Genomic DNA, 22,476 nt, shown 5'->3' on the forward strand with positions numbered 1-22,476 from the left:
AGCGATTGCGTCTCGCCCGTGGCTGGGCAACAGTGGCAGGAGCCTGTGCAGCGAAGACGCCAGGTGGTGTCTTCGACGTGACTGTCGGCTTGAGCACACTACCAAGTGGCTTTATCGGCATGCGTTGACACAGCGCTTCATCGGCAAAGGGCGCGGTCTGAACAAGGGAATGGATGGAATGCTGAAGCGACTGCTACCGATCGTGGTTCTGGCGATCGGCGTGGGTGGGTTCTGGCTGTTGAAGGTGACGCGGCCGGCGCCGCCTCCGGTAACGGTGGAAGAGCGAGAGTGGCCGGTCGCCGCCATGACGCTGTCGCTGGGCCGCCACGCACCGACCCTGGCGCTCTACGGCGAGGTGCTGGCGCCGGATCGCCTGAGGTTGGTGGCGTCGCTGGATGGCCACGTCGGGCAGCGCCCGGTACATGATGGTGACCGGGTCGAAGAGGGCGACCTGCTGGTAGCCCTGGCCGAGGAAGACGTGGTGCCGGTGGTGACGCGGGCCGAGGCGGAGGTGGCACGGCTGGAGGCTGAGATCGAGGCGGAAAAGATTCGCTTCGAGAGCGATCGACAGGCGCTGGCCCGGGAACAGTCGCTGCTCGACAACGCCCGCAGTCAGCTCGAGCGTATGCGCTCGCTGGTGCGGCGTAATCTGGCCTCCCGGGCCGAGCTTGACGCCGACGAGAACGAAATCGCTCGAGCCCAGGTGACGCTGGTCAGTCGCCAGGGCGAACTCGACGGACACCCCGCCAGGCTGACCAGTCTCGAGGCCCAGCGGCGCCAGGCCGAGGCGTCGCTGGCCGAAGCCCGTCGCGATGCGCGAAGGGCCCGGGCCGAAGCGCCTTTCGACGGTATCGCCACCGCTGTTGAAGTCGCGCCGGGCGACCGGGTGCGCGAGGGTGACGCCCTGCTCGATCTGATCCCGCTCGATGGCCTCGAGGTGCGTGCCCGGGTGCCCAGGGGCGTGCAGTCCGAACTGGTGTCGAGCCTGGCCGATGGCGCTCCCCCTGAGGCCGTCGACGACGAGGGCGGGCGCTATCGGCTGAGAGCACTGTCGGGCCAGGGGGACCCCGCCGGCACCGAGGCCATCCTCGAGGTGGTGTCCTCGCCGGCCCGCCTGCGGCCTGGTTCGCTGGTATCGCTATCGCTTGCCCGTCCCGAGGTGGCCGACAGTGCGGCGATACCCTTCAGCGCCCTGTACGGTGCCGATCGGATCTACGTTATCGAAGAGGGGCGCCTGCGGCCGATTGAGGTCAGGCGACACGGCGAGACCAGCGGTCCTGACGGGAGCTCCTGGGTGATCGTCAGCGGTGACGGTCTGGCCGACGGCCAGCGCCTGGCCATCACCCATCTGCCCAACGCCATCGAAGGACTGCGGGTGGTGGACCTGTCCCGGGGTAGCGGGCCCGCCGATATCAGCGCAACCCAGGCGCCGGCTGGCCAGAGGTCTGGTGAGCCCGTGAGCTCACCGTCCGCGGGCGACGATGTTCGGGCGGAGGCCGGCCCGTGAGCGAAGATACCCAACCGAATGCTCCCAGAGGCCCGATCGGCTTCTTTGTCCGCCACCGGGTCGCGGCCAACCTGGTGATGCTGGTGATGCTGATCGGCGGCGCCCTGGGCCTGTCGCGGATGAACATCCAGTTCTTCCCCGATTTTGCGCTGGACATCGTCTCGGTGCAGACCGTCTACAGCGGCGCCTCGGCGGAAGACGTGGAGCAGGGCATCACCATCCCGCTGGAGCAGCGCCTACGCAATCTCGATGGCCTGAAGCGGATGACCTCGACCTCGGCCCAGGGGGTGTCGAGCATTACCCTGGAGTTCTACGAGGGTACCGACCCGGTGCTGGCGCTGGACGATGTGCGCGAGCAGGTCGATGGCTTCACCAACCTGCCCGGGGACGCCGAGGAGCCGCGCGTTTCGCGGGCCCAGAACTTCGAGCCGGTGGCCCGCCTGATACTGTCCGGTGACGTCGATCGCGAGGCGCTGCGGAGGCTGGCCCGGCGTTTCGAGGACGAGCTGCTGTCGGCCGGGATCGATCGGGTCGAGCTGGTCGGGCTGCCGGAGCAGCAGATCAGCGTGGAGGTGCCGGTGGAGCGCCTCGGCGAGCTGGACCTGAGCCTGCCGGAGATCGCCGAGCGCATCGAGGGACTATCGCTGGACCTGCCCGCGGGGCTGCTTGGCAGTCAGGACGGCGAGCGCGAGCTGCGCGCGGTGGAACAGCGCCGCAGCGCCGAGGAGTTCGCCGATATCGCGGTGCGCGGAGGCCAGCGGGTGCGTCTGGCGCTCGGTGACATCGCGGTGATCCGCCAGGAGAACCGTCCGCGACAGGTGGAGGTGCTCCACCATGGACAACCGGCGGTGGAGCTGATGCTGCAGCGCTCGGAGAGCGGCAACTCACTGGCCGCCGCCGAGGTGCTCAATGGCTGGCTGGAGCAAACCCGCGCGGAACTGCCGGAGAGCATCACGCTGGAGGTACACGACGAGACCTGGCAGCTGATCGCCGATCGCATCGGTCTGCTGATCAACAATGGCCTGGGCGGGCTGGTGCTGGTACTGGCGCTGTTGTACCTGTTCCTGCCGGCGCGGGTGGCGCTGTGGGTGGCCATCGGTATTCCCACCGCCTTTCTCGGCGCACTGGCGGTGTTCTGGGGCATCGGCGGCTCGGTCAACATGATCTCGCTGTTTGCCCTGATCATGGCGTTGGGGGTGATCGTTGACGACGCCATCGTCGTCGGCGAGGACGCCGATGCTCACTTTCGCGCAGGCGAGGCGGCACGCCTGGCCTCGGCGGGTGCGGCCCGCAGGATGCTGTGGCCGGTGGTGGCGTCGTCGCTGACCACCGTGGCCGCCTTCATGCCGCTGTTGATGGTGGGGGGAATCATCGGCAACATCCTGCGCGACATTCCGGTGGTGATGATCTGCGTGCTGGTGGCATCGTTGCTTGAGTGCTTCGTGGTGCTGCCGGCCCACCTGCGCAACGCCTTCTCGCCCCGCGTCGGCGGCGAGCGCCGTCCGGGACCGCTGGGGCGTCTGCGAGGTGCCTTCGACAGCGGCTTCGATCGTTTTCGCCAGGGGCCCTTCCGACGCTTCTCCGCCAGCACCCTGCGCCATCGGGCGCTGACCTTGAGCGCGGCGCTGGCGCTGGTGCTGGTGACGGTGGGACTCCTGGCGGGCGGGCGTCTGGCGTTCAATTTCTTCCCCACGCCGGAGCCGAATATCCTCTACGCCAACCTGAGTTTCGTCACCGGCACCTCTCGAGATAGGGTCGAAGACTATCTGGCCACCATGCAAAAGGCCCTCGACGACACCGAAGAGGATCTCGGCGGGGATCTGGTGCGCAGCGCCGTGGTGCGCGTGGGTGGCACCCTGTCCGCCGACGCCAGCGGGCGTACCGGTGACAATGTCGGCTCGATCATGGTCGAGCTGGTGCCGTCCGACCGGCGCTCGGTGCGCAATCTGCCGTTTATCCGTGCCTGGCGAGAGCGTCTGTCCGAGGTCCCGGGACTCGACACCCTGTCCATCGTCGAGCGCAGCGGCGGGCCACCGGGGCGTGACGTCAACGTGCGCCTGGTCGGCGAGTCCGCCGAGTCGCTGAAGCGGGCGGCGGAATCACTGACCCGTAGCCTCGGACAGTTGCCCGGGGTGCTGGAGCCCGAGGACGACATGCCCTGGGGGCGCGAACAGCTGATCTACTCGGTTAACGCCTATGGTCAGGCGCTGGGCCTGACCACCCGGGAACTCGGACGCCAGCTGCGGGCAGCCTTCGATGGCGTGCTGGTGCAGACCTACCAGGACGGTGCCGACGAGATCGAGGTGCGGGTGCTGCTGCCGCAGGACCAGCGTGAGCACCTGGCGACCCTGCCGCGGCTGATGGTGCGAGTGGACGATGGCCGCCTGGTGCCATTGGACCAGGTGATGGCACTGGATCACCGCCAGGGCTTCGAGGCGCTGCGTCACGCCGATGGCCGTCTGGCCGTCGAAGTCAGCGCCGACCTCGACACCGAGGTGACCAACACCGCCACGGTGGTCGAGGCGCTGCAAGCCGAGGTGCTGCCGGCGCTGACCGAGCGCTACCACCTGAGCTACACCTTCGAGGGCCAGGCGGCGGACCAGCGTGATACCTTCGCCGACATGCGTACCGGTCTGATCATCGGGCTGGGGCTGATGTACGTGGTGCTGGCTTGGGTATTTGCCTCCTGGAGCCTGCCGCTGATCGTGATGGCGACCATTCCGCTGGCGCTGGTGGGGGCTTTGCTGGGCCATTGGGTGATGGGGCTGGATCTCACCATCCTGTCGATGTTCGGACTGTTCGGGCTGTCCGGGATCGTGGTCAACAATGCGATCATCCTGGTGACCTTCTATCGTCACGAGCGTGACGCCGGGCGGGATATCGACGCGGCTCTCAACGAGGCGGTGGTGCAGCGGGTCAGGGCCATGTTCCTGACATCCCTGACGACCATCGGTGGACTGACCCCACTGCTGTTCGAGACCTCGCTGCAGGCTCAGTTCCTGATCCCCATGGCGGTGACCATCGCCTTCGGCCTCGGTGTCTCGACCCTGCTGGTGCTGGCGGTGATCCCGGTGTTGCTGAGCTACCTGGAACACCTCAAGGCCGCGCTGGCCTCACGGACATCACGTCACACCACGTCTGAGGGCTAGGCCGCTATAGGGGGGGCGCAGTCGGACCTGCGCATGGTGGGCCTGTCGTGCGCTCCATTGGGCCCGTGGCCTCAGGGGCAAAGGGCAAGCGCCGCCTTGACGGCGGCGCTGTCGGGTCTTGGCAGCGACAGGCGGCATCGCTTGGCTAGCTGGCCTGCTGGGGCGTCAATACCTGCTGATGCAGGCTGTTGCCCTCGGTGTCCTTGAGGGTGACGGTGAGCGCCAGGCTGTCGCCATCCAGGTCCACCTGGCCGAAGAACTGAAAGCCTTCGCTGGGCGGCAGGTTGGCTCGACCATCGGCGGGGGCCTTCTGGAACACCACCTCCGGGCCAAAGGTGGCGTCCAGGGTATTGGGGCCGAAGGTACCGGCGTGCAGCGGGCCGCTGACGAATTCCCAGAAGGGCGTGAACTGCTGGAAGCTGGCACGTTCCGGCGCATAGTGATGGGCGGCCGTGTAGTGGACATCGGCGGTCAGCCACACCACGTTGGCGATGGCGTTGTCGTGGATCGCCTTGAGCAGTCGGGCGATCTCGTGCTCGCGCCCGGAAGGGGCGCCACCCTCGCCATTGGCCACCGCTTCGAAGTGCTCGCCGTCGGCGACCACCAGGCCCACCGGCATGTCGGAGGCGATGATCTTCCAGGTGGCCGTCGAGGCCTTCAGCGCCGCGATCAAGTCGTCCACCTGGCGAGCCCCCATCAGGCTCGAGGCCGGGTCGTCTGCGCCCTGGGTATTGGTGCTGTTGGCCGCGCGATAGGTACGCATGTCGAGCATGAACACCTCGAGTTCGGGACCGTAGGTGAAACGACGGCGAATCATCTCGGGGGCCTCGGGGCGCTGACGGATCGGCATCGAGTCGAGGAAGGCGCGGCGGGCACGCGCCGCCAGCAGCGAGACGTTCTTCTCGGTGTAGCGCGGATCATCGAGGATCTCGCCGGGGTACCAGTTGTTGACGGTCTCGTGGTCGTCCCACTGGGCGTACATCGGTACCTCGGCGTTGAAGCGCTTGAGGTTGTCGTCCAGCAGGTTGTAGAGGTACTGGCCGCGATACTCATCCAGGGTCTCGGCTACCTTGCTCTTTGCTTCGGTCATGCGGTTGCGCCAGACGCTGCCGTCCTCCAGGTTCACGCTTTCTTCGAGCGGGCCATCGGCGTAGATGGTGTCGCCGGAGTGCAGGAAGAAGTCGGGCGACTGCTTGAGCATGGTGTCGTAGATGCGCATGCCGCCGCGGGATTCGTCGATGCCCCAGCCCTGGCCGACGGTATCGCCCGACCACACGAAACGTACCGAACGGCGTGAGCGTCCCGGCATGACCAGCCGGCCGATGACCGGCTCGCTGACGGCGCGGTCGTCGCCGAGGGCCGCAAAGTGCACGCGGTAGAACACCTCCGGCAGGTCGGCCAGGCCGGTGACGTCGAGCTTGGCGGTAAGCCCGCTGGCCGGCAGGGCGGTGGGTCCCTGCAGGGTACGGGCGTTGTTGAAGGCAGCGTTGTCAGCGATGTCCAGCAGCATCCGCGAGGGGCGGTCGGCACGCGACCAGATGATGGCGCGGTCGGTGCCGACGTCGCCGCTCATTACCCCGGAGGTGATCACGGGTCGACGGGATTCGGCCAGCACGATGCCGGGGGCGGCGGTGATCAGGCCGAGGCCGGCACCGGCCTTGAGGCCGAGTCCGAGAAACTGGCGTCGGGTGGGTTGCATGGGGCTCTCCTTGTCGTTGCGTCCGGTGGTCTTGGCGGGGTGGCGCGTCGCCCTTCGCGGGGGAGTGGTCGCGGCCAGTCGCCTAGCATTGCGGCCGTCGATGACAGCTTGATCGCGAATCTATTGCATTAATGCGAAGCGCAATGAACCGCAGAGCCGCAACGAAACGCGAGGGGGCTCGATAGAGAGGATGATGGTGCCAGTATAGTCAGATGCAGCCAGGGCCCCTGTCGCGGTATCATGGCGCCCTTGCGCATGGGGGCCTTGTCCCCGTGCCCCACTTTTTTACGAGCAAGCAGGCAACCGTCTCCATGTCCAACCCCAAGCAGGCCCAGGAAACCGGGCTTCGGCGCACCTTTGCCATCATCAGCCACCCGGACGCGGGCAAGACCACCATCACCGAAAAGATGTTGTTGTTCGGAAACGCCATCCAGCTGGCCGGTTCGGTAAAGAGCAAGCGTGACGATCGCCACGCCACCTCGGACTGGATGAAGATGGAGCAGGAGCGCGGTATCTCCGTGACCACCTCGGTGATGCAGTTCCCCTACGGCGGTCGCATGGTCAACCTGCTCGATACGCCGGGCCACGAGGACTTCTCCGAGGATACCTACCGCACCCTGACCGCGGTGGACTCAGCGCTGATGGTGATCGACGGCGCCAAGGGCGTCGAGGACCGCACCATCAAGCTGATGGAGGTCTGCCGCCTGCGCACCACGCCCATCCTCACCTTCGTCAACAAGATGGACCGCGACATCCGTGACCCCATCGAGGTGATGGATGAGGTCGAGACGGTGCTCAATATCCAGTGTGCGCCGATGACCTGGCCGATCGGCATGGGGCGTCAGTTCAAGGGGGTCTATCACCTCTACAATGACGTCATCCACCTGTACACCCAGGGGCAAGGCAACCGAATTCCGGAAGACAAGCGCATCGAAGGCCTCGATAGCCCCGAGGTGGACGAGGTGCTCGGCGAGGATCTGGCCGAGGAACTGCGCATGGAGGTCGAGCTGGTGCGCGGTGCCTCCCACAGCTTCGACCTCGAGGCCTATCGCCGTGGCGAGCTGACGCCGGTGTACTTCGGTACCGCCATGGGCAACTTCGGCGTGCGCGAGATGCTCGATGGCTTCGTCGAGTATGCGCCGCCGCCCCAGGCGCGGGAAACCGACGTGCGCGAGGTGCCGGCCGAGGACGAGCGCTTCACCGGCTTCGTGTTCAAGATCCAGGCCAACATGGATCCCAATCACCGTGACCGCATCGCCTTCCTGCGGGTGTGCTCGGGCAAGTACCAGAAGAACATGAAGATGCGCCATGTGCGCATCAACAAGGACGTCAAGATCGCCGACGCCCTGACCTTCATGGCCTCCGATCGTGCCCACGTGGAAGAAGCCTGGCCCGGTGACATCATCGGCCTGCACAACCATGGCACCATCCAGATCGGTGACACCTTCACCCAGGGCGAGGACATGCGATTCACCGGCATTCCCCACTTCGCCCCGGAGCTGTTCAAGCGGGTCAGGCTCAAGGACCCGCTGAAGATGAAGGCCTTGCAGAAGGGCCTGCAGCAGCTTTCGGAGGAGGGCGCCACCCAGGTATTCATGCCGTTGGACAACAACGACCTGATCCTTGGCGCCGTCGGTACCCTGCAGTTCGATGTGGTCGCCCATCGCCTCAAGGAAGAGTACAAGGTCGACTGCATGTATGAAGGGGTGAACGTCAATACCGCCCGCTGGATCTACTGCGACGATCCGAAGATGCTCGAGGAGTTCAAGCGCAAGGCCAGCACCAACCTGGCCATCGACGGCGGTGGCTACCTGACCTATATCGCCCCGACCCGGGTCAATCTGCAGATGACCCAGGAGCGCTGGCCGGAAATACGGTTCAGGGAGACCCGCGAGCACTAAAATGCTGATCGACGCTCACTGCCACCTCGACTTTGCCGACTTCGACGCCGATCGCGACGCGGTCCTGTCCAGGGCCAGGCGGGCGGGCGTCGAACAGCTGGTGGTCGCTGGTACCCACCGTGACGCCTGGCAGGGCACCCTGGGCCTGGCCGAGCAGACGGGGTTGCACGCCTGTCTCGGTCTGCATCCGGTGTTTCTGGAGCATCATCGGCTGGATGGCGAGGATGACGACATCAGCGCGCTGGGCCAGGCGCTGGAGGCCCACCCTCGCTGCGTCGCCTTGGGGGAGTGCGGGATCGATGCGCGTTTTGGCGACACCCTCGATCGCCAATGGCACTTGTTCGATGCCCAGCTCAGGCTGGCGCGGGATCTGCGCCTGCCGGTGGTGATCCACTGTGTGCGTGCCAACGACGACGTCGCCAAGCGTCTGGCCCAGTTCGGGCTTCCCGCAGGGGGCCTCATCCATGCCTTCGCCGGCTCTCCGGAGCAGGCGAGCCGCTTTGTCGATCTGGGGTTTACGCTGGGCCTTGGGGGGGCGGTGACCTATCCCCGGGCCAGGAGGGTGCGCCGGGCGGTGGCGTCGCTGCCCGATGACGCCTACGTGCTGGAGACGGATAGTCCTGACATGCCGTTGTCGGGCCACCAGGGCGAGCGCAATGAACCTGCCCTGGTGGCCGAGGTGTGTCGCCACGTGGCCGAGATCAGAGGGCAGACACCGGAAACCGTGGCGCTGCACTCCAGTGACAATGCCCGCCGGCTGTTCGGCCTGCCGGCACCCTGACCCGGGCGACGGCGGGATTATCGCCCGGGTCGAAATACCCAGGCGTCAGCGATGTCATACCAGACTCTCGGGGTCGAGGCGATCGATGGCGTAGGGCAGGTGCAGCAGCTTCAGACGTTGATCCTCGCAGCTGAGGGCGGCCTCATCGGCGCGGGTATTCAGCACCGCCAGTACCTCGGCCTGCCCATAGGCATCGAGGGCGTTTGCCACCACCTCGCCCTGGCGCTTGCCGCTTTCGTCGATCACCTCGCTGCCCAGCGGCGGCAGTCGAGCCCCCTCTAGCTGGGCGCGATACAGGCGCTTCTTGACCTGGCCGCGGAAGTGGGCGCGGGCCACCACTTCCTGCCCGGTGTAGCAGCCTTTCTTGAAACTGATGCCTGCCAGTGCCTCCCAATTGAGCATCTGGGGCAGGTAGGCATCCTGCTGATCGGCATCGATGAAACACAGCCCCGCCTGGATATCCGCCAGCCGCCATACCTGATTGCCCACCGGCTGACACTGCTGGATCAGGCGCGAGAACAAGGCCTCTGCCTGGTCTTCTGGCAGCATGATCAGGTAGCGGGGGCGAGGGCCAGGCTGGCCGAGCACCAGGGTGTCGCCGTGGCTCGCCTGGCGCCAGGGATCGGGCGGTGTCAGGTCGCAGTCGACCTCGGTCAGGGCGGGTGCTTCCTGGCCGATCAGGCCGATCAGCGCCAGGTCATCGCGAGCCGTCAGCTCGGCCTTGTAGAAGGCGGCGAACTTGCCCAGGTGCTGGGCCAGCGGGGCTACCAGACTGCGATGCAGCACGATCCTGAAGCGTTCGTCGTCGACCTTCATCAGCTGGCCGTTGGCCAGCATGCGCCCCTTGGGGGTGCAGAAGCAGGTCAGCGGGGCGAAGTGGCCATTGGCGTGGGCGAGCTGGGCACTGGTCTGGCCCTGCAGAAAGCGCTCAGCGTCGGGGCCGACCACGTCCAGCGCGCCGAGATGGACCAGCGGGGTGGCCACGGTGCTGTCCAGGGCAAGGCGGGCCGCGTCGGGGGTGTCGAAGTCGACCTGGTCCGAGCCGGTCAAGCGGCCGCCGTGGGCGGTGATCCAATCCGTCATGAGCAATCCTGTCGCGCGTATCGAAAAAAGGTGAAGTTTGCGCCTGTCAGCAATGTGAGGGTGAGACGCCCCTTTTGCAAGGTACGGGCAGAAGAACCCGCACGGGGTGTCGTGCTAAGCTTTTCCACCAGTTTCAAGCTTGCTGTTACGATCTTCGGTCCTTCCGCTTCACCCGCCAAGGAGGCGCGCCTCATGTCCCAGCAATCCCTGACCTTCCAGGGCGTCGACAACGCCGACCAGGTCAACCAGATCACCACCGCCTTGATGATGCTCGACGGCGTCGACAGCGTGGAGGTCGGCCGCCATGGAGCCGAGGTGGAAGGGCGCGCGCGTCGCGAGGCCCTGATCGAGGCGATCAAGCGACTCAAGCTCGGCATCGAGGTGAAATGATGAGTATCGAGATTACTACCGAGAAGGATGGGAAGCTGCGCCAGCGGGTCAGCATCGACAGCTTCGACGACCTGCTGGTCGATGTGCCGGTTGCTTACGGCGGCGATGGCCTTGCGCCGGACCCCCACGACTACTTCGATCTGTCGCTGGGGGCGTGCAAGGCGATCACCTCGCGCATGTACGCGCAGCGCAAGGAGTGGCCGCTGGAAGGCGTCAGCGTCACGGTCACCAGAGACGAGCGTGACGAGCGCAAGGGCGTCTACCGGCTCGATGTGGCGATGACCTTTCACGGCATCGAGGATCCCGAGCGGCTGGCACGGCTCGAGGAGATCAGCCACAAGTGCCCGATCCACCGCTTGATGACCACTTCCACGGTGGAAATCACCACGCGAACGCTGGCGCCAACGGCCCAAACCTGACGTCGGCGAGCGTGCGCGAGACTTGAAGTCGGCGCCAGCCGCCCCGATCTGGGTGGTGTCCCCCAGCAGGAGTCATGATGAGCAAGTCCTTTCGTCTGTCGTCGAAGTTCCAGCCTGCCGGTGACCAGCCGAGCGCTATCGAAAGCCTGGTCGGCGGGCTCGATTCGGGCCTGGCCCACCAGACCCTGCTCGGGGTGACCGGTTCGGGCAAGACCTTCACCATGGCCAACATCGTCGAGCGATTGCAGCGGCCGACCATCGTCATGGCGCCGAACAAGACCCTGGCGGCCCAGTTGTACGGGGAGTTCAAGGCGTTCTTCCCGGACAACGCCGTGGAGTACTTCGTCTCCTACTACGACTACTACCAGCCCGAGGCCTATGTGCCCTCGTCGGACACCTTCATCGAGAAGGACGCCTCGATCAATGACCATATCGAGCAGATGCGACTGTCGGCGACCAAGGCCCTGCTGGAGCGTCGCGATGCGCTGATCGTGGTGTCGGTGTCGGCGATCTACGGCCTGGGTGATCCGGACCAGTATCTGAAGATGCGCCTGCACTTCACCCGCGGCGAACTGATCGATCAGCGCGGCTTTCTGCGTCGTCTGGCGGAACTGCAGTACACCCGCAACGACATGGACTTCAAGCGCGGCACCTATCGGGTGCGTGGCGACGTCATCGACATCTTCCCTGCCGACGCCGAGGATGAGGCGGTCAGGGTGGAGCTGTTCGACGACGAGATCGACACCATCAGCCTGTTCGATCCGCTGACCGGCGAGGTGCGCGGCAAGGTGCCGCGCATGACCATCTATCCCAAGAGCCACTACGTGACCCCGCGGGAGACCATCCTGGCGGCGGTGGATCGGATCAAGGAGGAGCTGGTCGAGCGACTGACCTTCCTGCGCAAGGAAGACCGTCTGGTCGAGGCCCAGCGGCTGGAGCAGCGTACCCTCTACGATATCGAAATGATGCTGGAGCTGGGCTACTGCAACGGTATCGAGAACTACTCGCGCTACCTGTCCGGACGCAACCCCGGCGAGCCGCCCCCCACCTTCTTCGACTACCTGCCCGCCGACGCGCTGCTGTTCATCGACGAGTCCCACGTCAGTGTGCCCCAGGTGGGCGGCATGTACCGCGGCGACCGCTCGCGCAAGGAGACCCTGGTCGAGTACGGTTTCCGCCTGCCGTCGGCCCTGGACAACCGTCCGATGAAGTTCGAGGAGTGGGAGCGGATCTCGCCCCAGACCATCTTCGTCTCGGCCACGCCGGGTCCCTACGAGGCCGAGCACGCCGGCCAGGTGGTGGAGCAGGTGGTACGTCCCACCGGCCTGCTGGATCCCGAGATCGAAGTGCGTCCGGCCTCGACCCAGGTGGATGACCTGCTGTCGGAGATCCGTTTGCGCACCGCCGTGGGCGAGCGGGTGCTGGTCACCACCCTGACCAAGCGGATGGCGGAAGACCTGACCGAGTATCTCGACGAACACGACGTCAAGGTGCGCTACCTGCACTCGGACATCGACACGGTGGAGCGGGTCGAGATCATCCGCGACCTGCGCCTGGGCAAGTTCGACGTGCTGGTCGGCATCAACCTGCTGCGCGAGGGCCTGGATATCCCCGAGGTATCACTAGTGGCGATCCTCGACGCCGACAAGGAAGGCTTCCTGCGCGCCGAACGTTCGCTGATCCAGACGGTGGGGCGAGCCGCGCGTAACGCCAACGGCAAGGCGATCCTCTACGGCGACCGCATCACCGACTCGATGCGCAAGACCATCGACGAGACCGAGCGGCGCCGCGCCAAGCAGACGGCACACAACGAGGAACACGGCATCACGCCGCAGACGGTGACCCGCTCGGTGGCGGATATCCTCGAAGCCGCCCAGGCACCGGGCAGCCGCAAGACTCGTGGACGCAAGGGCGAGCGCAAGGTGGCCGAACCGGAAGCGGTCTACGATCCCGCCAGCCTGTCGCCGGAGGAACTGCGCAAGGAGATGACGCGGCTCGAGGACGCCATGAGCGAGGCCGCCGCCAATCTGGAGTTCGAAGAAGCGGCGCGGTTGCGCGATCGCCTGCATGGGCTCAGAGAGCGTCAGCTGGCACTCGGGGCGGTATAAAGGAGGCAGCGTAAGCGGGGCGGGCGAATCTGGCAGTCCGTCCTGCCTAGACCGTGTCCCTGGCTCCTCTAATCGCGTGTTATACCGTTATCTTGCCCGATCGGCCTGATCTTCCGCCTGGCTGCCCTTTCTGTCCTGGCTGGCGCATCTTGTTCAATTGGCGCAGTGGAGGCTCGTTCTCCAGAGTGAGGCGGGATCTCCGCCAGCCGGCAAGCAAACGCCGGGTCAGTAGCGCGTTAAACGAACTGGCACAGACGGCTGCCGAGCCGTGGCGTAATGCGCTACACTACGGGCCCTCGCAAGCCCGCCATGTCGCCTACGGGACGCCAAGAGAGCGGGCGTATCGACCCAGCCAAGGAGTCTGCCATGACCGTGATCCGCCAGGACGACCTCATCACGAGTGTCGCCGATGCCCTGCAGTACATCTCCTACTACCACCCCAAGGACTTTATCGACGCCATGGCGGCCGCCTACGAGCGGGAGGAGAACCCGGCGGCGAAGGATGCCATCGCCCAGATCCTGATCAATTCGCGGATGTGTGCCACCGGCCATCGTCCGATCTGCCAGGATACCGGCATCGTCACGGTCTTCGTCCATGTGGGCATGAACGTGCGCTTCGAGGCCGACATGAGCCTCGATGACATGATCAACGAAGGGGTGCGCCGGGCCTATAACTTCCCGGACAACGTGCTGCGCGCCTCGGTGCTGGCCGACCCCGACGGCAAGCGTCAGAACACAAAGGACAACACTCCGGCGGTGATCCACCACAAGCTGGTGCCTGGCGATACCGTCGAGGTTCACGTGGCGGCCAAGGGCGGCGGCAGCGAGGCCAAGTCCAAGTTTGCCATGCTCAATCCCTCCGACTCCGTGGTCGACTGGGTCATGGAACAGCTGCCGAAGATGGGCGCAGGCTGGTGTCCGCCCGGCATGCTCGGCATCGGCATCGGCGGAACCGCCGAGAAGGCCATGGAGCTGGCCAAGGAAGCCCTGCTCGATCCGATCGACATCCAGGACCTCCAGGCCAGGGGCGCTGCCAACCGCGCCGAGGAGCTGCGCCTGGAGCTGTTCGACAAGGTCAACCGCAGCGGCATCGGTGCCCAGGGGCTGGGTGGCCTGACCACGGTGCTCGACATCAAGGTCAAGGATTACCCGACCCACGCCGCCAACAAGCCGGTGGCGATCATCCCCAACTGCGCGGCGACCCGGCATGCCCACTTTACCCTGGACGGCAGTGGCCCGGCGGCGCTCAAGGCGCCCAAGCTCGAGGATTGGCCGGAGATCACCCGTGAAGCCGGTGGCAACGTCAAGCGCGTCAATCTCGACGAGGTCACCCCGGAAGAGGTGAAGACCTGGCAGCCGGGCGATACCCTGTTGCTCAACGGCAAGCTGTTGACCGGGCGCGACGCGGCGCACAAGCGCATGGTCGACATGCTGGCCAAGGGCGAGTCGCTGCCGGTGGATCTGAAGGGGCGCTTCATCTACTACGTGGGGCCGGTCGATCCGGTCGGTGACGAAGTAGTGGGGCCGGCTGGACCGACCACCGCCACGCGCATGGACAAGTTCACCCGCACCATGCTCGAGCAGACAGGACTGTTGGGCATGGTCGGCAAGGCCGAGCGTGGTCAGATCGCGATCGAGGCCATCCGTGACAACCAGGCGGTGTACTTGATGGCGGTGGGTGGTGCGGCCTACCTGGTGTCCCAGGCGATCAAGGCCTCCAGGGTTGTCGGTTTCGAGGACCTGGGCATGGAAGCCATCTACGAGTTCGAGGTGGAGGACATGCCGGTGACCGTGGCGGTGGATAGCCAGGGGTCATCGGTGCACCAGACCGGTCCGGCCAAGTGGAAGGAAATCATCGCCGAGAGCGTCTGATCTCCCCATGCCATGTCTCGCCCCGGTGCATGGCGAGACACGATAGGCGGCCCCGTCATCTGGCGGGGCCGCCTGCGTTACGGGTATGCTGAAGTCCGCAATAACGCTAGCTAGTGCGCCCCGACGCTCAGCGCTCGATGTGGTGCGGTGTCACACGGATGGAGACCTTCGATGACCTCATGGCTACTTGGCCTGGCCATCTTTCTGATTCACCTGGGCGGGGCCATCTCCGCCGTGCTCGCGCTGATGTCGAGTCGAACCTCTCAGGGGGCGATCGCCTGGATCATTTCGCTGGTCGCCATGCCGTATCTGGCGTTGCCGGCCTACTGGGTCTTCGGCCGACCACGCTTCTACGGCTATGTGTCGGCGCGCGGCCAGCGCGATACGCTGCTGCGGCGCGTGTTGTTGCGCTATCGAGATCGCTTCGATTCCTATCTGGTGGGGGCCACCGACGCCGACGTCAAGGCGGTCGAAAAGCTTGCCATGATGCCGCTGACCCGCGCCAACTCGACGGAGCTGCTGGTCGATGGCGATCAGACCTTCGACAGCCTGTTTGCCGGTATCGATGCGGCCCGCTCTTATATCCTCATTCAGTTCTTCATCGTGCGTAATGATGAACTTGGTCGTCGGCTGCAGGAACATCTGGTGCGGGCGGCACGGCGCCAGGTACGGGTCTACTTCCTGTACGACGAGATCGGTAGCCGGCAGCTTGGCGACGGCTATCTGGGCGAGCTGCGCGAGGCGGGCATCCACGTCAGCGCCTTTCACTCCTCGCGCGGATGGCGTCACCGTTTCCAGCTCAATTTCCGCAACCATCGCAAGATCCTGGTAGTGGACGGTCGCGAAGGCTGGCTCGGTGGTTTCAACGTGGGGGTGGAGTATCTGGGACAGGATCCTCGCCACGGTCCCTGGCGCGATACCCATCTGAAGCTGGTCGGGCCGAGTGTGCTGGGGCTGCAGGAAGCCTTCTGGGAGGACTGGCACTGGGCCACCGGCACCATGCTGAGTCTTTCCTGGGCGCCCCAGGTGGATCAGCCCACGCTCGATGAAGGCAACGGGCGCCACGTGGTAATCGTCCCCTCGGGCCCGGCGGATCCCCAGGAGACCGCGAGCCTGCTGGTCCAGCACCTGATCCACAGCGCCCATCGGCGTCTGTGGGTGACCAGTCCGTACTTCGTTCCCGATGAGGGCGTCCAGGACGCACTGCGCCTGGCCGCCATGCGCGGGGTGGATGTGCGCATCATGATGCCGGAACGTCCCGACCATCTGCTGGTGTTCCTGTCGGCCTTCGCCTTCCTGCCGGACATGATCCGCGCCGGGGTCAAGGTCTATCGCTATCAGCCGGGATTTCTCCATCAGAAGGTCATGCTGATCGATGACAGCGCCGCCAGTGTCGGTACCGTCAATCTGGACAACCGCTCCTTCCGATTGAACTTCGAGATCACCGCTCTGGTGCCACATCAGGCGTTCGCCCTGGAGGTGGAGGCCATGCTGGAACAGGACTTCGCCAACTGCCGCGAGGTCAGCCTCGACGAGCTGCGCTCGCGTCCGCTGTGGCGCAAGCTGGTGTCCCGGGCCGCCTACCTGCTGGCGCCTGTGCAGTAGTCTGTGCAGTCGCCGCTGCTGCCTTGCCATCCCCCCGAGGCAAAAAGATCAAGGCTCTGCTGGAGGCTGGTCAATGTCCGGCACAGTGGCACGCAGCATGGCGGAGCAATAAAGCGTCAGTATTCCCTTGGGAAGGTGGGCGCTTTCCGGTACATTTAGCCGTTTTATCGGGCGGTCTGATGTGGCCCCTTCGGTCACGTTCAAGGCGATGGCGTCCCGTGTGGTTGGTGTCTTGACAAGGAGTGCTGGTGAATCTAGAAACGAAATGGCTCGAGGACTTCGTTGCGCTGTCCAACACCCGCAGCTTCTCGGCCTCCGCACGCCAGCGCCACGTCACCCAGCCGGCCTTCAGTCGCCGTATTCGCTCACTCGAACAGGCGGTGGGCGTCACCCTGGTGGATCGCTCGACCACGCCCATCGACCTGACCCCTCAGGGGCAGCTGTTTCTGGTGACCGCTCGCAATATCGTCGAGCAGCTCAACGAGTCCCTCGGCCATCTGCGCGGCCTGGCCATGGCCAACGAGGCGCTGGACGTGGTGGCAGCCCATTCGCTGGCGCTGAGCTTCTTCCCTCAATGGATCTCGCGGCTGCAGAAGGGGCTCGGGGAGTTGCCGACGCGGCTGGTGGCGATGAACGTGGGGGAGGCCATCCATGTGCTGCGCGAAGGCAACTGCGACCTGATGCTGGCCTACTACGACCCCTACGCCAGCATGCAGCTTGACGGGGAAGTCTTTCCCTCCTTTTCCATCGGGCGGGTCAAGATGATACCGGTGAGCCTGCCGGATGAGCAGGGAGCGCCGCGCTTCCCTCTGGACGGTGACGACTCCCTGCCGTACCTGGCCTACACCCAGGGTGCCTTTCTCGGGCGTAGCGTGCGCATGCTGTTGAAGAATGACCCGTTGCGCATGCGCTTGCGTACCGTCTACGAGACCGCCATGGCCGAGGGGCTCAAGGCCATGGTCATGCAGGGCGTGGGCATGGCCTGGATACCCGATTTCTGCCTCAGGCAGGAGCTGAAGAGCGGGACGGTGGTGCGGGCCGGTGGCGAGCAATGGGACGTCCCGCTGGAGATCCGCCTGTATCGCTGTTCACTGGTGCATAAGCCCGGTGTCGAAAAACTGTGGCGCCAGATGATGAAGCTGCCGCGAGACTTCCTCGAGGCCTGATGTAGGTGCGATCAGGCCAACCAGATCAGGCCAACCACTGTCGGCCACGCACTGCATCGCTGTTCACTACTCCTGGTTGCATTCAGTAAGCCCGGCGTCGAAAAACTGTGGCGCCAGATGATGAAACTGCCGCGAGACTTCCTCGAGGCCTGATGTAGGTGTGTTTCTGTCGGCCACGCACTGCATCGCTGTTCACTACTCCTGGTGTCATTCAGTAAGCCCGGTGTCGAAAAACTGTGGCGCCAGATGATGAAGCTGCCGCGAGACTTCCTCGAGGCCTGATCGCCTTTACCTCTGACAAGCGCCTGAGGACCTGTGCCCGTCAGGCGCTATCCCCTCCTTGTACGACGACAGACAGGCAAGCCGCTGCTGGACCCGGCATGGAGGTGCCATGTCGCTCAGTGGTTGCGAAGACCCCCGCGTCTATTCCCATTTCCTGTCTTTGATCCCGCTTTGTTTTCCTGGTTGATCCCAACATTCGTGTCCTGACGTTTTTACCATGCTTTCCTGACTGATCCTGGCTGTCGCGTACTGGCGTTTTCGCTCTAGATGGCTTGGAAATTCACGATGCTGGCTGGTGGCGCTTGTCCCGTTAAGCGAGGGTTTCGCATCCGATGGCATGCAGCTAGGTCATGCCTTTCTCGCGCTACCTGCTGCGTGTGTATCCGTACCCAGCCAATGAAAAGGAGCATGAAAGGTGTAACAAAAGAGGGCCTTTCTCGCCCAGGTGACACTCTGTGCACTACCGAACGTTGTCGGTCATGACTGTGATCAAGGTCAAGAAACTGGGCCAACCTTTGCGCTCTTCGGGTTTTCATATTGACCCATTGTCCAGCTCTCTGGATAGTTGATTACACGAAGTAACATAAGTTATACGCTCGCTTTCTCGACGTTTGTGCGCTGTTGCAATGTTGGGCGCCTGTCGGTGGCGGCCGGTAGGCAGGTGCGCAACCAGCAGGCAAGACGCGTCACTCTTGAAGGCTGAGGTAATTTCGGCAGGGGGCACAGGGATGGTCGATAAAAAGTGTGGAGTGGCAGGCCAGAGGGCCTCGTGCTTCGGAAAGCAATATGGAAAGACCTGGGTCGGCGTCGCAACGGCGCTGGTGCTGTCCGGCTGCGCTGTCACCCCTCAACCGATGTCGCAACAGGCCAATGAACAACGCGCCGACGACCTGTTGGCGAGGGTCACGGCCAGTCAGGAACCCGTTATTGCCCCAATCGATCTCTATTCGGCAATGGCCCGCGCCATCAAGTACAACCTGGACTATCGGGTGGAAGTGATGGAGCAGGCCCTGCGCACCAAGGAGCTCGATCTGGCGCACTACGATTTGCTGCCCAAGGTGGTCGGCAACCTCAACTTTACCGGACGCGACAATGAACCGGGCAGTTCCAGCATTTCTCTGTTGAGTGGTCAGGAGTCGCTGGAACCTTCGTCATCCAGCGAACGCAACCAGTTGGCGACCGACCTTACCATGAGCTGGGACGTGCTCGATTTTGGCCTGTCCTATGTGCGGGCTCAGCAGAGGGCCGACAGCGTCATGCTGGCCGAGGAAAGCAAGCGCAAGGTCATCCAGCGCATCATCGAGGATGTACGCGCCGCCTACTGGCGAGCGGTCAGCGCAGAACGTCTGTTGGCCAAGACTCGAGAGCTCGAGGAGAGCACACGAAGGGCGCTGGATCAGGCCCACCGTCAGCAGCGCAGTGCTTTGACGGCGCCGCTTCCTGCGCTTAGCTATGAACGTGAACTGCTGACCATTCGCCGCGACCTCGAGTCACTGACGCGGGAGCTGCGGGTGTCCAAGCAGCAGTTGGCGGCGCTGATGAACCTTCCGCCCGAGCAACCCTACCAACTGGTGTTGCCGCCGCGTGACCTGGCCTGGAAAGGGATCGACCTTTCCTACGACACCATGTTGAAGCTGGCGGTGATGAATCGCCCGGAGCTGCGCGAAGTCGCCTACCAATTGCGCAACAACGAGCGCGAGGGCACCACAGCGATTCTGGAAACCTTGCCGAGTCTCAAGCTTTTCGTCGGAGCCAACTATAGCGACGACGACTTTCTCTACAACAGTGACTGGGTCAGCTATGGCGCTCGCGCCAGCTGGAACCTGCTGAAGGTGTTCAGTCTGCCGGCCCGTCAGGATCGTATCGACGCCCAGAGCGATCTGCTCGATGCACGGAGCCTGGCATTGACCATGGCGGTGGCGACTCAGGTATCGGTGACCCGAGCACGCTATGAACTGCGGCGCGGAGAACTCGGCACGGCCAAGCGATTCCTTGAGGTGCAGCGAGCGATCGAGCATCAGGTGGAAGCCGGCTATCGTGCCAGGCACGTCAGCGAACAGACCCTGATTCGTGAACAGATGAATACCCTGCTGGCCGAGGTGCGGATGGATCAGGCGCTGTCGGACCTCCAGGGGGCCTACGCCAATGTCTATACGGCCACAGGCATCGACGCAGTGGATGCCGGCATGAGCAGCAACGAAAGCGTCCTGGAGCTTGCCGATGATCTGCGTGCTCTGTGGGCGCAGCGTGGCGATGCCTTGGCCATTGACGTGGTGGCATCGCCATGAGGGCGCACGGGATGAACAGCAGAAGCCTGGGGGCGGGGCAGTGTGGCCAGCGGACTCGCACGCTCTGGCCGGGACTCGTGCTGGCAGTGCTGCTGTCGGGGGCTGCCCAGGCCAGCGACATGGGCGAGGCCAGAGGCATCCTGAGGGCCGAGCACGAGGCGATACTGTCGAGTCGTCTATCGGCCAGAGTGCTTGAGGTGCCGTTCAAGGAAGGCGACCACTTCGATGCCGATGAGGTGCTGGTCGGCTTCGACTGCGCCGGACTCGACGCCGAGTTGCGTGCGACGGAGGCTAAGGCCGCAGCGGAATCCCGCAACGCCGCCATGCAGAACGAACTGTTGCAGATGGGCGCCACCGGACAGGCGGATGCCGACATTGCACGTTTCAAGGTGCGTGAGCAGCGGGCCCGGGTGGCCGCCATCCAGGAGCAACGCAAGGATTGTCAGATCAAGGCGCCTTTTGCCGGGCGAGTGGTTGAGCCCATGGTACGCCCCAACGAGACGCCGGAAGCCAACGCTCCCCTGATCCAGGTGGTGAGTGACGGCGCACTGGAATTGCATATGGTGGTGCCTTCCTGCTGGTTGAGTTGGATGACCCGGGGTAGCGCCTTCGGCTTCGAGGTGGACGAGACCGGCGACAGGCTTGACGCAGAAGTGTCGCGCATCTCGGCTGCCGTCGATCCCGTCAGCCAGACCGTCAAGGTGATCAGCCGAGTGGACAATGCACCGGCACGGGTTCTTCCCGGGATGAGCGGCACCGCGACCTGGCCCTCCAGGGGGGGCGGTGAGGGCAGGCGCTGTGGAGTGACCTCCTCATGACGAGTGTGGCGATTGAGCGCCAGTCTACTACCGAGGCGCAACACCCGGTGGCGGAGGGTCAGGCCAGAGCGAGTGGCTCGGAGGTGGGGCCAGGTGGCGAGCGGCTGATTCGTATCGAAGGCGCCTTGCGCCACTGTGACAGCCTCGACCAGCTGTGGTGCCACCTGGCCAATGAGGGGCAGAGCCTGCTCCAGGCTCGCCAGTCACTGGTGTTTTGCCTGTCGGGCAGAAATCGCTGGCGAGTCAAGGCGGTGGGAGGACTTGCGCGGGTGCCTCATGACAGTGCTCAGGTGCTTGCCTACCAGCATCTGGTGGGCAGTGACTGGCGTGAACACCGGGACGAGACGCAACCGCGCTTGCTGGATCTTGCCAACGTCCTGGAGGACGAAGGCATACCCGCCATGCGCCATGGGCTGTGGATACCGCTAAGCTATGGCGACCGGCCCATCGGCGCCGGTTGGTTACTGACTCGCGAGCGTGCCTGGGAAACACCGCACCTGGCCCTGGCCAGTCGTCTTGCCCAGGCCTACGGTCACGGCGCCAGCGCGATCCGAGGTCGACGCCGTGTGTCTCTTGGGCGAGCACGGGGGGCGCGCGGACTGGCGCTGGCTACGGTGCTGGGCCTGGGGGCAGCCTTGGCGCTGGTGCAGGTACCGCTGACGTCGAGGGCGCCCGCTGAGGTGGTCGCCAGTGAGCCGTTTGTCGTGGCGGCACCGATGGCGGGCGTCGTCGACCGCATCCTGGTCGCTCCCGGCGCCCGGGTGGCGCTGGGTGATCCGCTGGTGCAGCTGGTGGACGTGGAACTACGCAATGACTTCGAAGTTGCCCAGCGCAAGGTTCAGGTGGCCCAGTCCAAGGCGTTGAGGCTACAGCAGGCTGCCATCGCAAGCAGTGAGGCCAAGCGCGAGCTCGCCATCGCTCGCAGCGAGCTGAGAGTTGCCGAAGCCGAGCGAGATTATGCCCATGACCTGCTCGACAAGGCGGTAGTTCGCGCCGAGCGCAGCGGGGTCGCCCTCTATGGCGACCCGCAGGATTGGGTAGGGCGTCCCGTGCGGGTGGGTGAAGCCGTGATGCAGGTAGCGGACCCGGCGGATATTGCTTTCCGGCTCGAAGTGGCGGCCGCCGACGCCGTCACCCTCGAACGTGGAGCCTCGGTGGATGTGTTTCTTGATGCAGCACCCCTCGAACCGGTGTCGGCGGTCGTGGCACGGGCCGCCTACAAGGCCGAAAAGAACGCCAGCGGTATCGCCAATTTCAAGGTGATGGCGATACCGGAAACGCCGAGAGAAGACATGCCGCGGCTGGGTCTCAGAGGCACGGCGCGAATCCATGGTGAGCCGGTATCACTGTTCTACTATCTGTTCCGGCGCCCGATCGTCACCTTCAGACAGTTGACAGGCGTCTAGGC

Annotated in this window: 15 protein-coding genes; 13 read left to right on the forward strand and 2 right to left on the reverse strand. The window is 64.7% G+C overall.

Translation table 11 applies throughout. The annotated features are described in order from the left end of the window. Positions 1–178 precede the first annotated feature (178 nt). Both NFG58_RS09625 and NFG58_RS09630 read left to right on the forward strand, forming a co-directional pair. Positions 179–1,507, forward strand: a complete 1,329-nt coding sequence (locus NFG58_RS09625; RefSeq protein ID WP_348828051.1) for an HlyD family efflux transporter periplasmic adaptor subunit — start codon at positions 179–181, stop codon at positions 1,505–1,507. Beyond that, positions 1,504–4,656: an efflux RND transporter permease subunit gene (locus NFG58_RS09630; protein ID WP_348828052.1), complete on the forward strand. Its 3,153-nt coding sequence runs from the start codon at positions 1,504–1,506 to the stop codon at positions 4,654–4,656. Before NFG58_RS09625 ends, NFG58_RS09630 begins: the two co-directional genes overlap by 4 nt. Positions 4,657–4,801: 145 nt before the next feature. On the opposite strand, the gene NFG58_RS09635 is transcribed toward NFG58_RS09630, so the two are convergent. Continuing rightward, positions 4,802–6,355 (reverse strand): alkaline phosphatase D family protein, encoded by a 1,554-nt coding sequence (locus NFG58_RS09635; RefSeq protein WP_348828053.1) that lies wholly within the window; start codon positions 6,353–6,355, stop codon positions 4,802–4,804. 311 nt (positions 6,356–6,666) lie between these two features. Between NFG58_RS09635 and NFG58_RS09640 the strand changes: the two genes are divergently transcribed. Next, a complete protein-coding gene (locus tag NFG58_RS09640; protein WP_348828054.1) occupies positions 6,667–8,256 on the forward strand; it encodes a peptide chain release factor 3 in 1,590 nt (529 codons plus the stop codon). Position 8,257: 1 nt separating this feature from the next. Continuing rightward, a complete protein-coding gene (locus NFG58_RS09645; protein WP_348828055.1) occupies positions 8,258–9,037 on the forward strand; it encodes a TatD family hydrolase in 780 nt (259 codons plus the stop codon). A 54-nt stretch (positions 9,038–9,091) separates the two neighbouring features. Here NFG58_RS09645 and NFG58_RS09650 read toward each other — a convergent pair whose 3' ends face one another. After that, entirely contained in the window at positions 9,092–10,120 is a 1,029-nt protein-coding gene (locus tag NFG58_RS09650; protein WP_348828056.1) for a folate-binding protein, read from the reverse strand. A gap of 192 nt (positions 10,121–10,312) precedes the next feature. Between NFG58_RS09650 and NFG58_RS09655 the strand changes: the two genes are divergently transcribed. The 9 genes from NFG58_RS09655 to NFG58_RS09695 all read left to right on the forward strand — a co-directional run bounded on the left by NFG58_RS09655 (position 10,313) and on the right by NFG58_RS09695 (position 22,474). Further along, a complete protein-coding gene (locus NFG58_RS09655) occupies positions 10,313–10,510 on the forward strand; it encodes a hypothetical protein (protein ID WP_045991458.1) in 198 nt (65 codons plus the stop codon). Then, entirely contained in the window at positions 10,510–10,929 is a 420-nt protein-coding gene (locus NFG58_RS09660; RefSeq protein WP_348816073.1) for an OsmC family protein, read from the forward strand. The genes NFG58_RS09655 and NFG58_RS09660 overlap by 1 nt, the downstream gene beginning before the upstream one ends. 77 nt (positions 10,930–11,006) lie before the next feature. After that, complete coding sequence (gene uvrB, locus NFG58_RS09665) at positions 11,007–13,037, forward strand: excinuclease ABC subunit UvrB (protein ID WP_253556291.1); 2,031 nt, start codon at positions 11,007–11,009, stop codon at positions 13,035–13,037. 366 nt (positions 13,038–13,403) lie between these two features. After that, positions 13,404–14,909 carry a fumarate hydratase gene (locus tag NFG58_RS09670; RefSeq protein WP_045991456.1) on the forward strand — a complete coding sequence of 502 codons (1,506 nt, stop codon included), beginning with the start codon at positions 13,404–13,406 and terminating at the stop codon, positions 14,907–14,909. Positions 14,910–15,080: 171 nt separating this feature from the next. Beyond that, entirely contained in the window at positions 15,081–16,514 is a 1,434-nt protein-coding gene (cls, locus tag NFG58_RS09675) for a cardiolipin synthase (RefSeq protein WP_222569036.1), read from the forward strand. Positions 16,515–16,762: 248 nt separating this feature from the next. Then, complete coding sequence (locus tag NFG58_RS09680; RefSeq protein WP_348828057.1) at positions 16,763–17,680, forward strand: LysR substrate-binding domain-containing protein; 918 nt, start codon at positions 16,763–16,765, stop codon at positions 17,678–17,680. Positions 17,681–18,915: 1,235 nt separating this feature from the next. Further along, entirely contained in the window at positions 18,916–20,250 is a 1,335-nt protein-coding gene (locus NFG58_RS09685) for a TolC family protein (RefSeq protein ID WP_222516831.1), read from the forward strand. An 11-nt stretch (positions 20,251–20,261) separates the two neighbouring features. Next, the gene (locus NFG58_RS09690) at positions 20,262–21,068 is read left to right on the forward strand and encodes an efflux RND transporter periplasmic adaptor subunit (RefSeq protein ID WP_222516830.1); all 807 of its coding nucleotides are present in this window, start codon (positions 20,262–20,264) and stop codon (positions 21,066–21,068) included. Next, the gene (locus tag NFG58_RS09695) at positions 21,065–22,474 is read left to right on the forward strand and encodes an HlyD family efflux transporter periplasmic adaptor subunit (RefSeq protein ID WP_222516829.1); all 1,410 of its coding nucleotides are present in this window, start codon (positions 21,065–21,067) and stop codon (positions 22,472–22,474) included. The genes NFG58_RS09690 and NFG58_RS09695 overlap by 4 nt, the downstream gene beginning before the upstream one ends. Positions 22,475–22,476 lie beyond the last annotated feature (2 nt).

Origin of the sequence: Halomonas sp. RT37 (assembly GCF_040070525.1) — a bacterium.
GTDB lineage: Bacteria > Pseudomonadota > Gammaproteobacteria > Pseudomonadales > Halomonadaceae > Halomonas > Halomonas litopenaei.

Coding starts and splice junctions, on each gene's coding strand:
- NFG58_RS09625 (WP_348828051.1), top strand. CDS start 179: ATGCTGAAGCGACTGCTACCGATCGTGGTTCTGGCGATCGGCGTGGGT.
- NFG58_RS09635 (WP_348828053.1), bottom strand. CDS start 6,355: ATGCAACCCACCCGACGCCAGTTTCTCGGACTCGGCCTCAAGGCCGGT.
- NFG58_RS09640 (WP_348828054.1), top strand. CDS start 6,667: ATGTCCAACCCCAAGCAGGCCCAGGAAACCGGGCTTCGGCGCACCTTT.
- NFG58_RS09645 (WP_348828055.1), top strand. CDS start 8,258: ATGCTGATCGACGCTCACTGCCACCTCGACTTTGCCGACTTCGACGCC.
- NFG58_RS09650 (WP_348828056.1), bottom strand. CDS start 10,120: ATGACGGATTGGATCACCGCCCACGGCGGCCGCTTGACCGGCTCGGAC.
- NFG58_RS09655 (WP_045991458.1), top strand. CDS start 10,313: ATGTCCCAGCAATCCCTGACCTTCCAGGGCGTCGACAACGCCGACCAG.
- NFG58_RS09660 (WP_348816073.1), top strand. CDS start 10,510: ATGAGTATCGAGATTACTACCGAGAAGGATGGGAAGCTGCGCCAGCGG.
- uvrB (WP_253556291.1), top strand. CDS start 11,007: ATGAGCAAGTCCTTTCGTCTGTCGTCGAAGTTCCAGCCTGCCGGTGAC.
- NFG58_RS09670 (WP_045991456.1), top strand. CDS start 13,404: ATGACCGTGATCCGCCAGGACGACCTCATCACGAGTGTCGCCGATGCC.
- cls (WP_222569036.1), top strand. CDS start 15,081: ATGACCTCATGGCTACTTGGCCTGGCCATCTTTCTGATTCACCTGGGC.
- NFG58_RS09685 (WP_222516831.1), top strand. CDS start 18,916: ATGGCCCGCGCCATCAAGTACAACCTGGACTATCGGGTGGAAGTGATG.
- NFG58_RS09690 (WP_222516830.1), top strand. CDS start 20,262: ATGAACAGCAGAAGCCTGGGGGCGGGGCAGTGTGGCCAGCGGACTCGC.
- NFG58_RS09695 (WP_222516829.1), top strand. CDS start 21,065: ATGACGAGTGTGGCGATTGAGCGCCAGTCTACTACCGAGGCGCAACAC.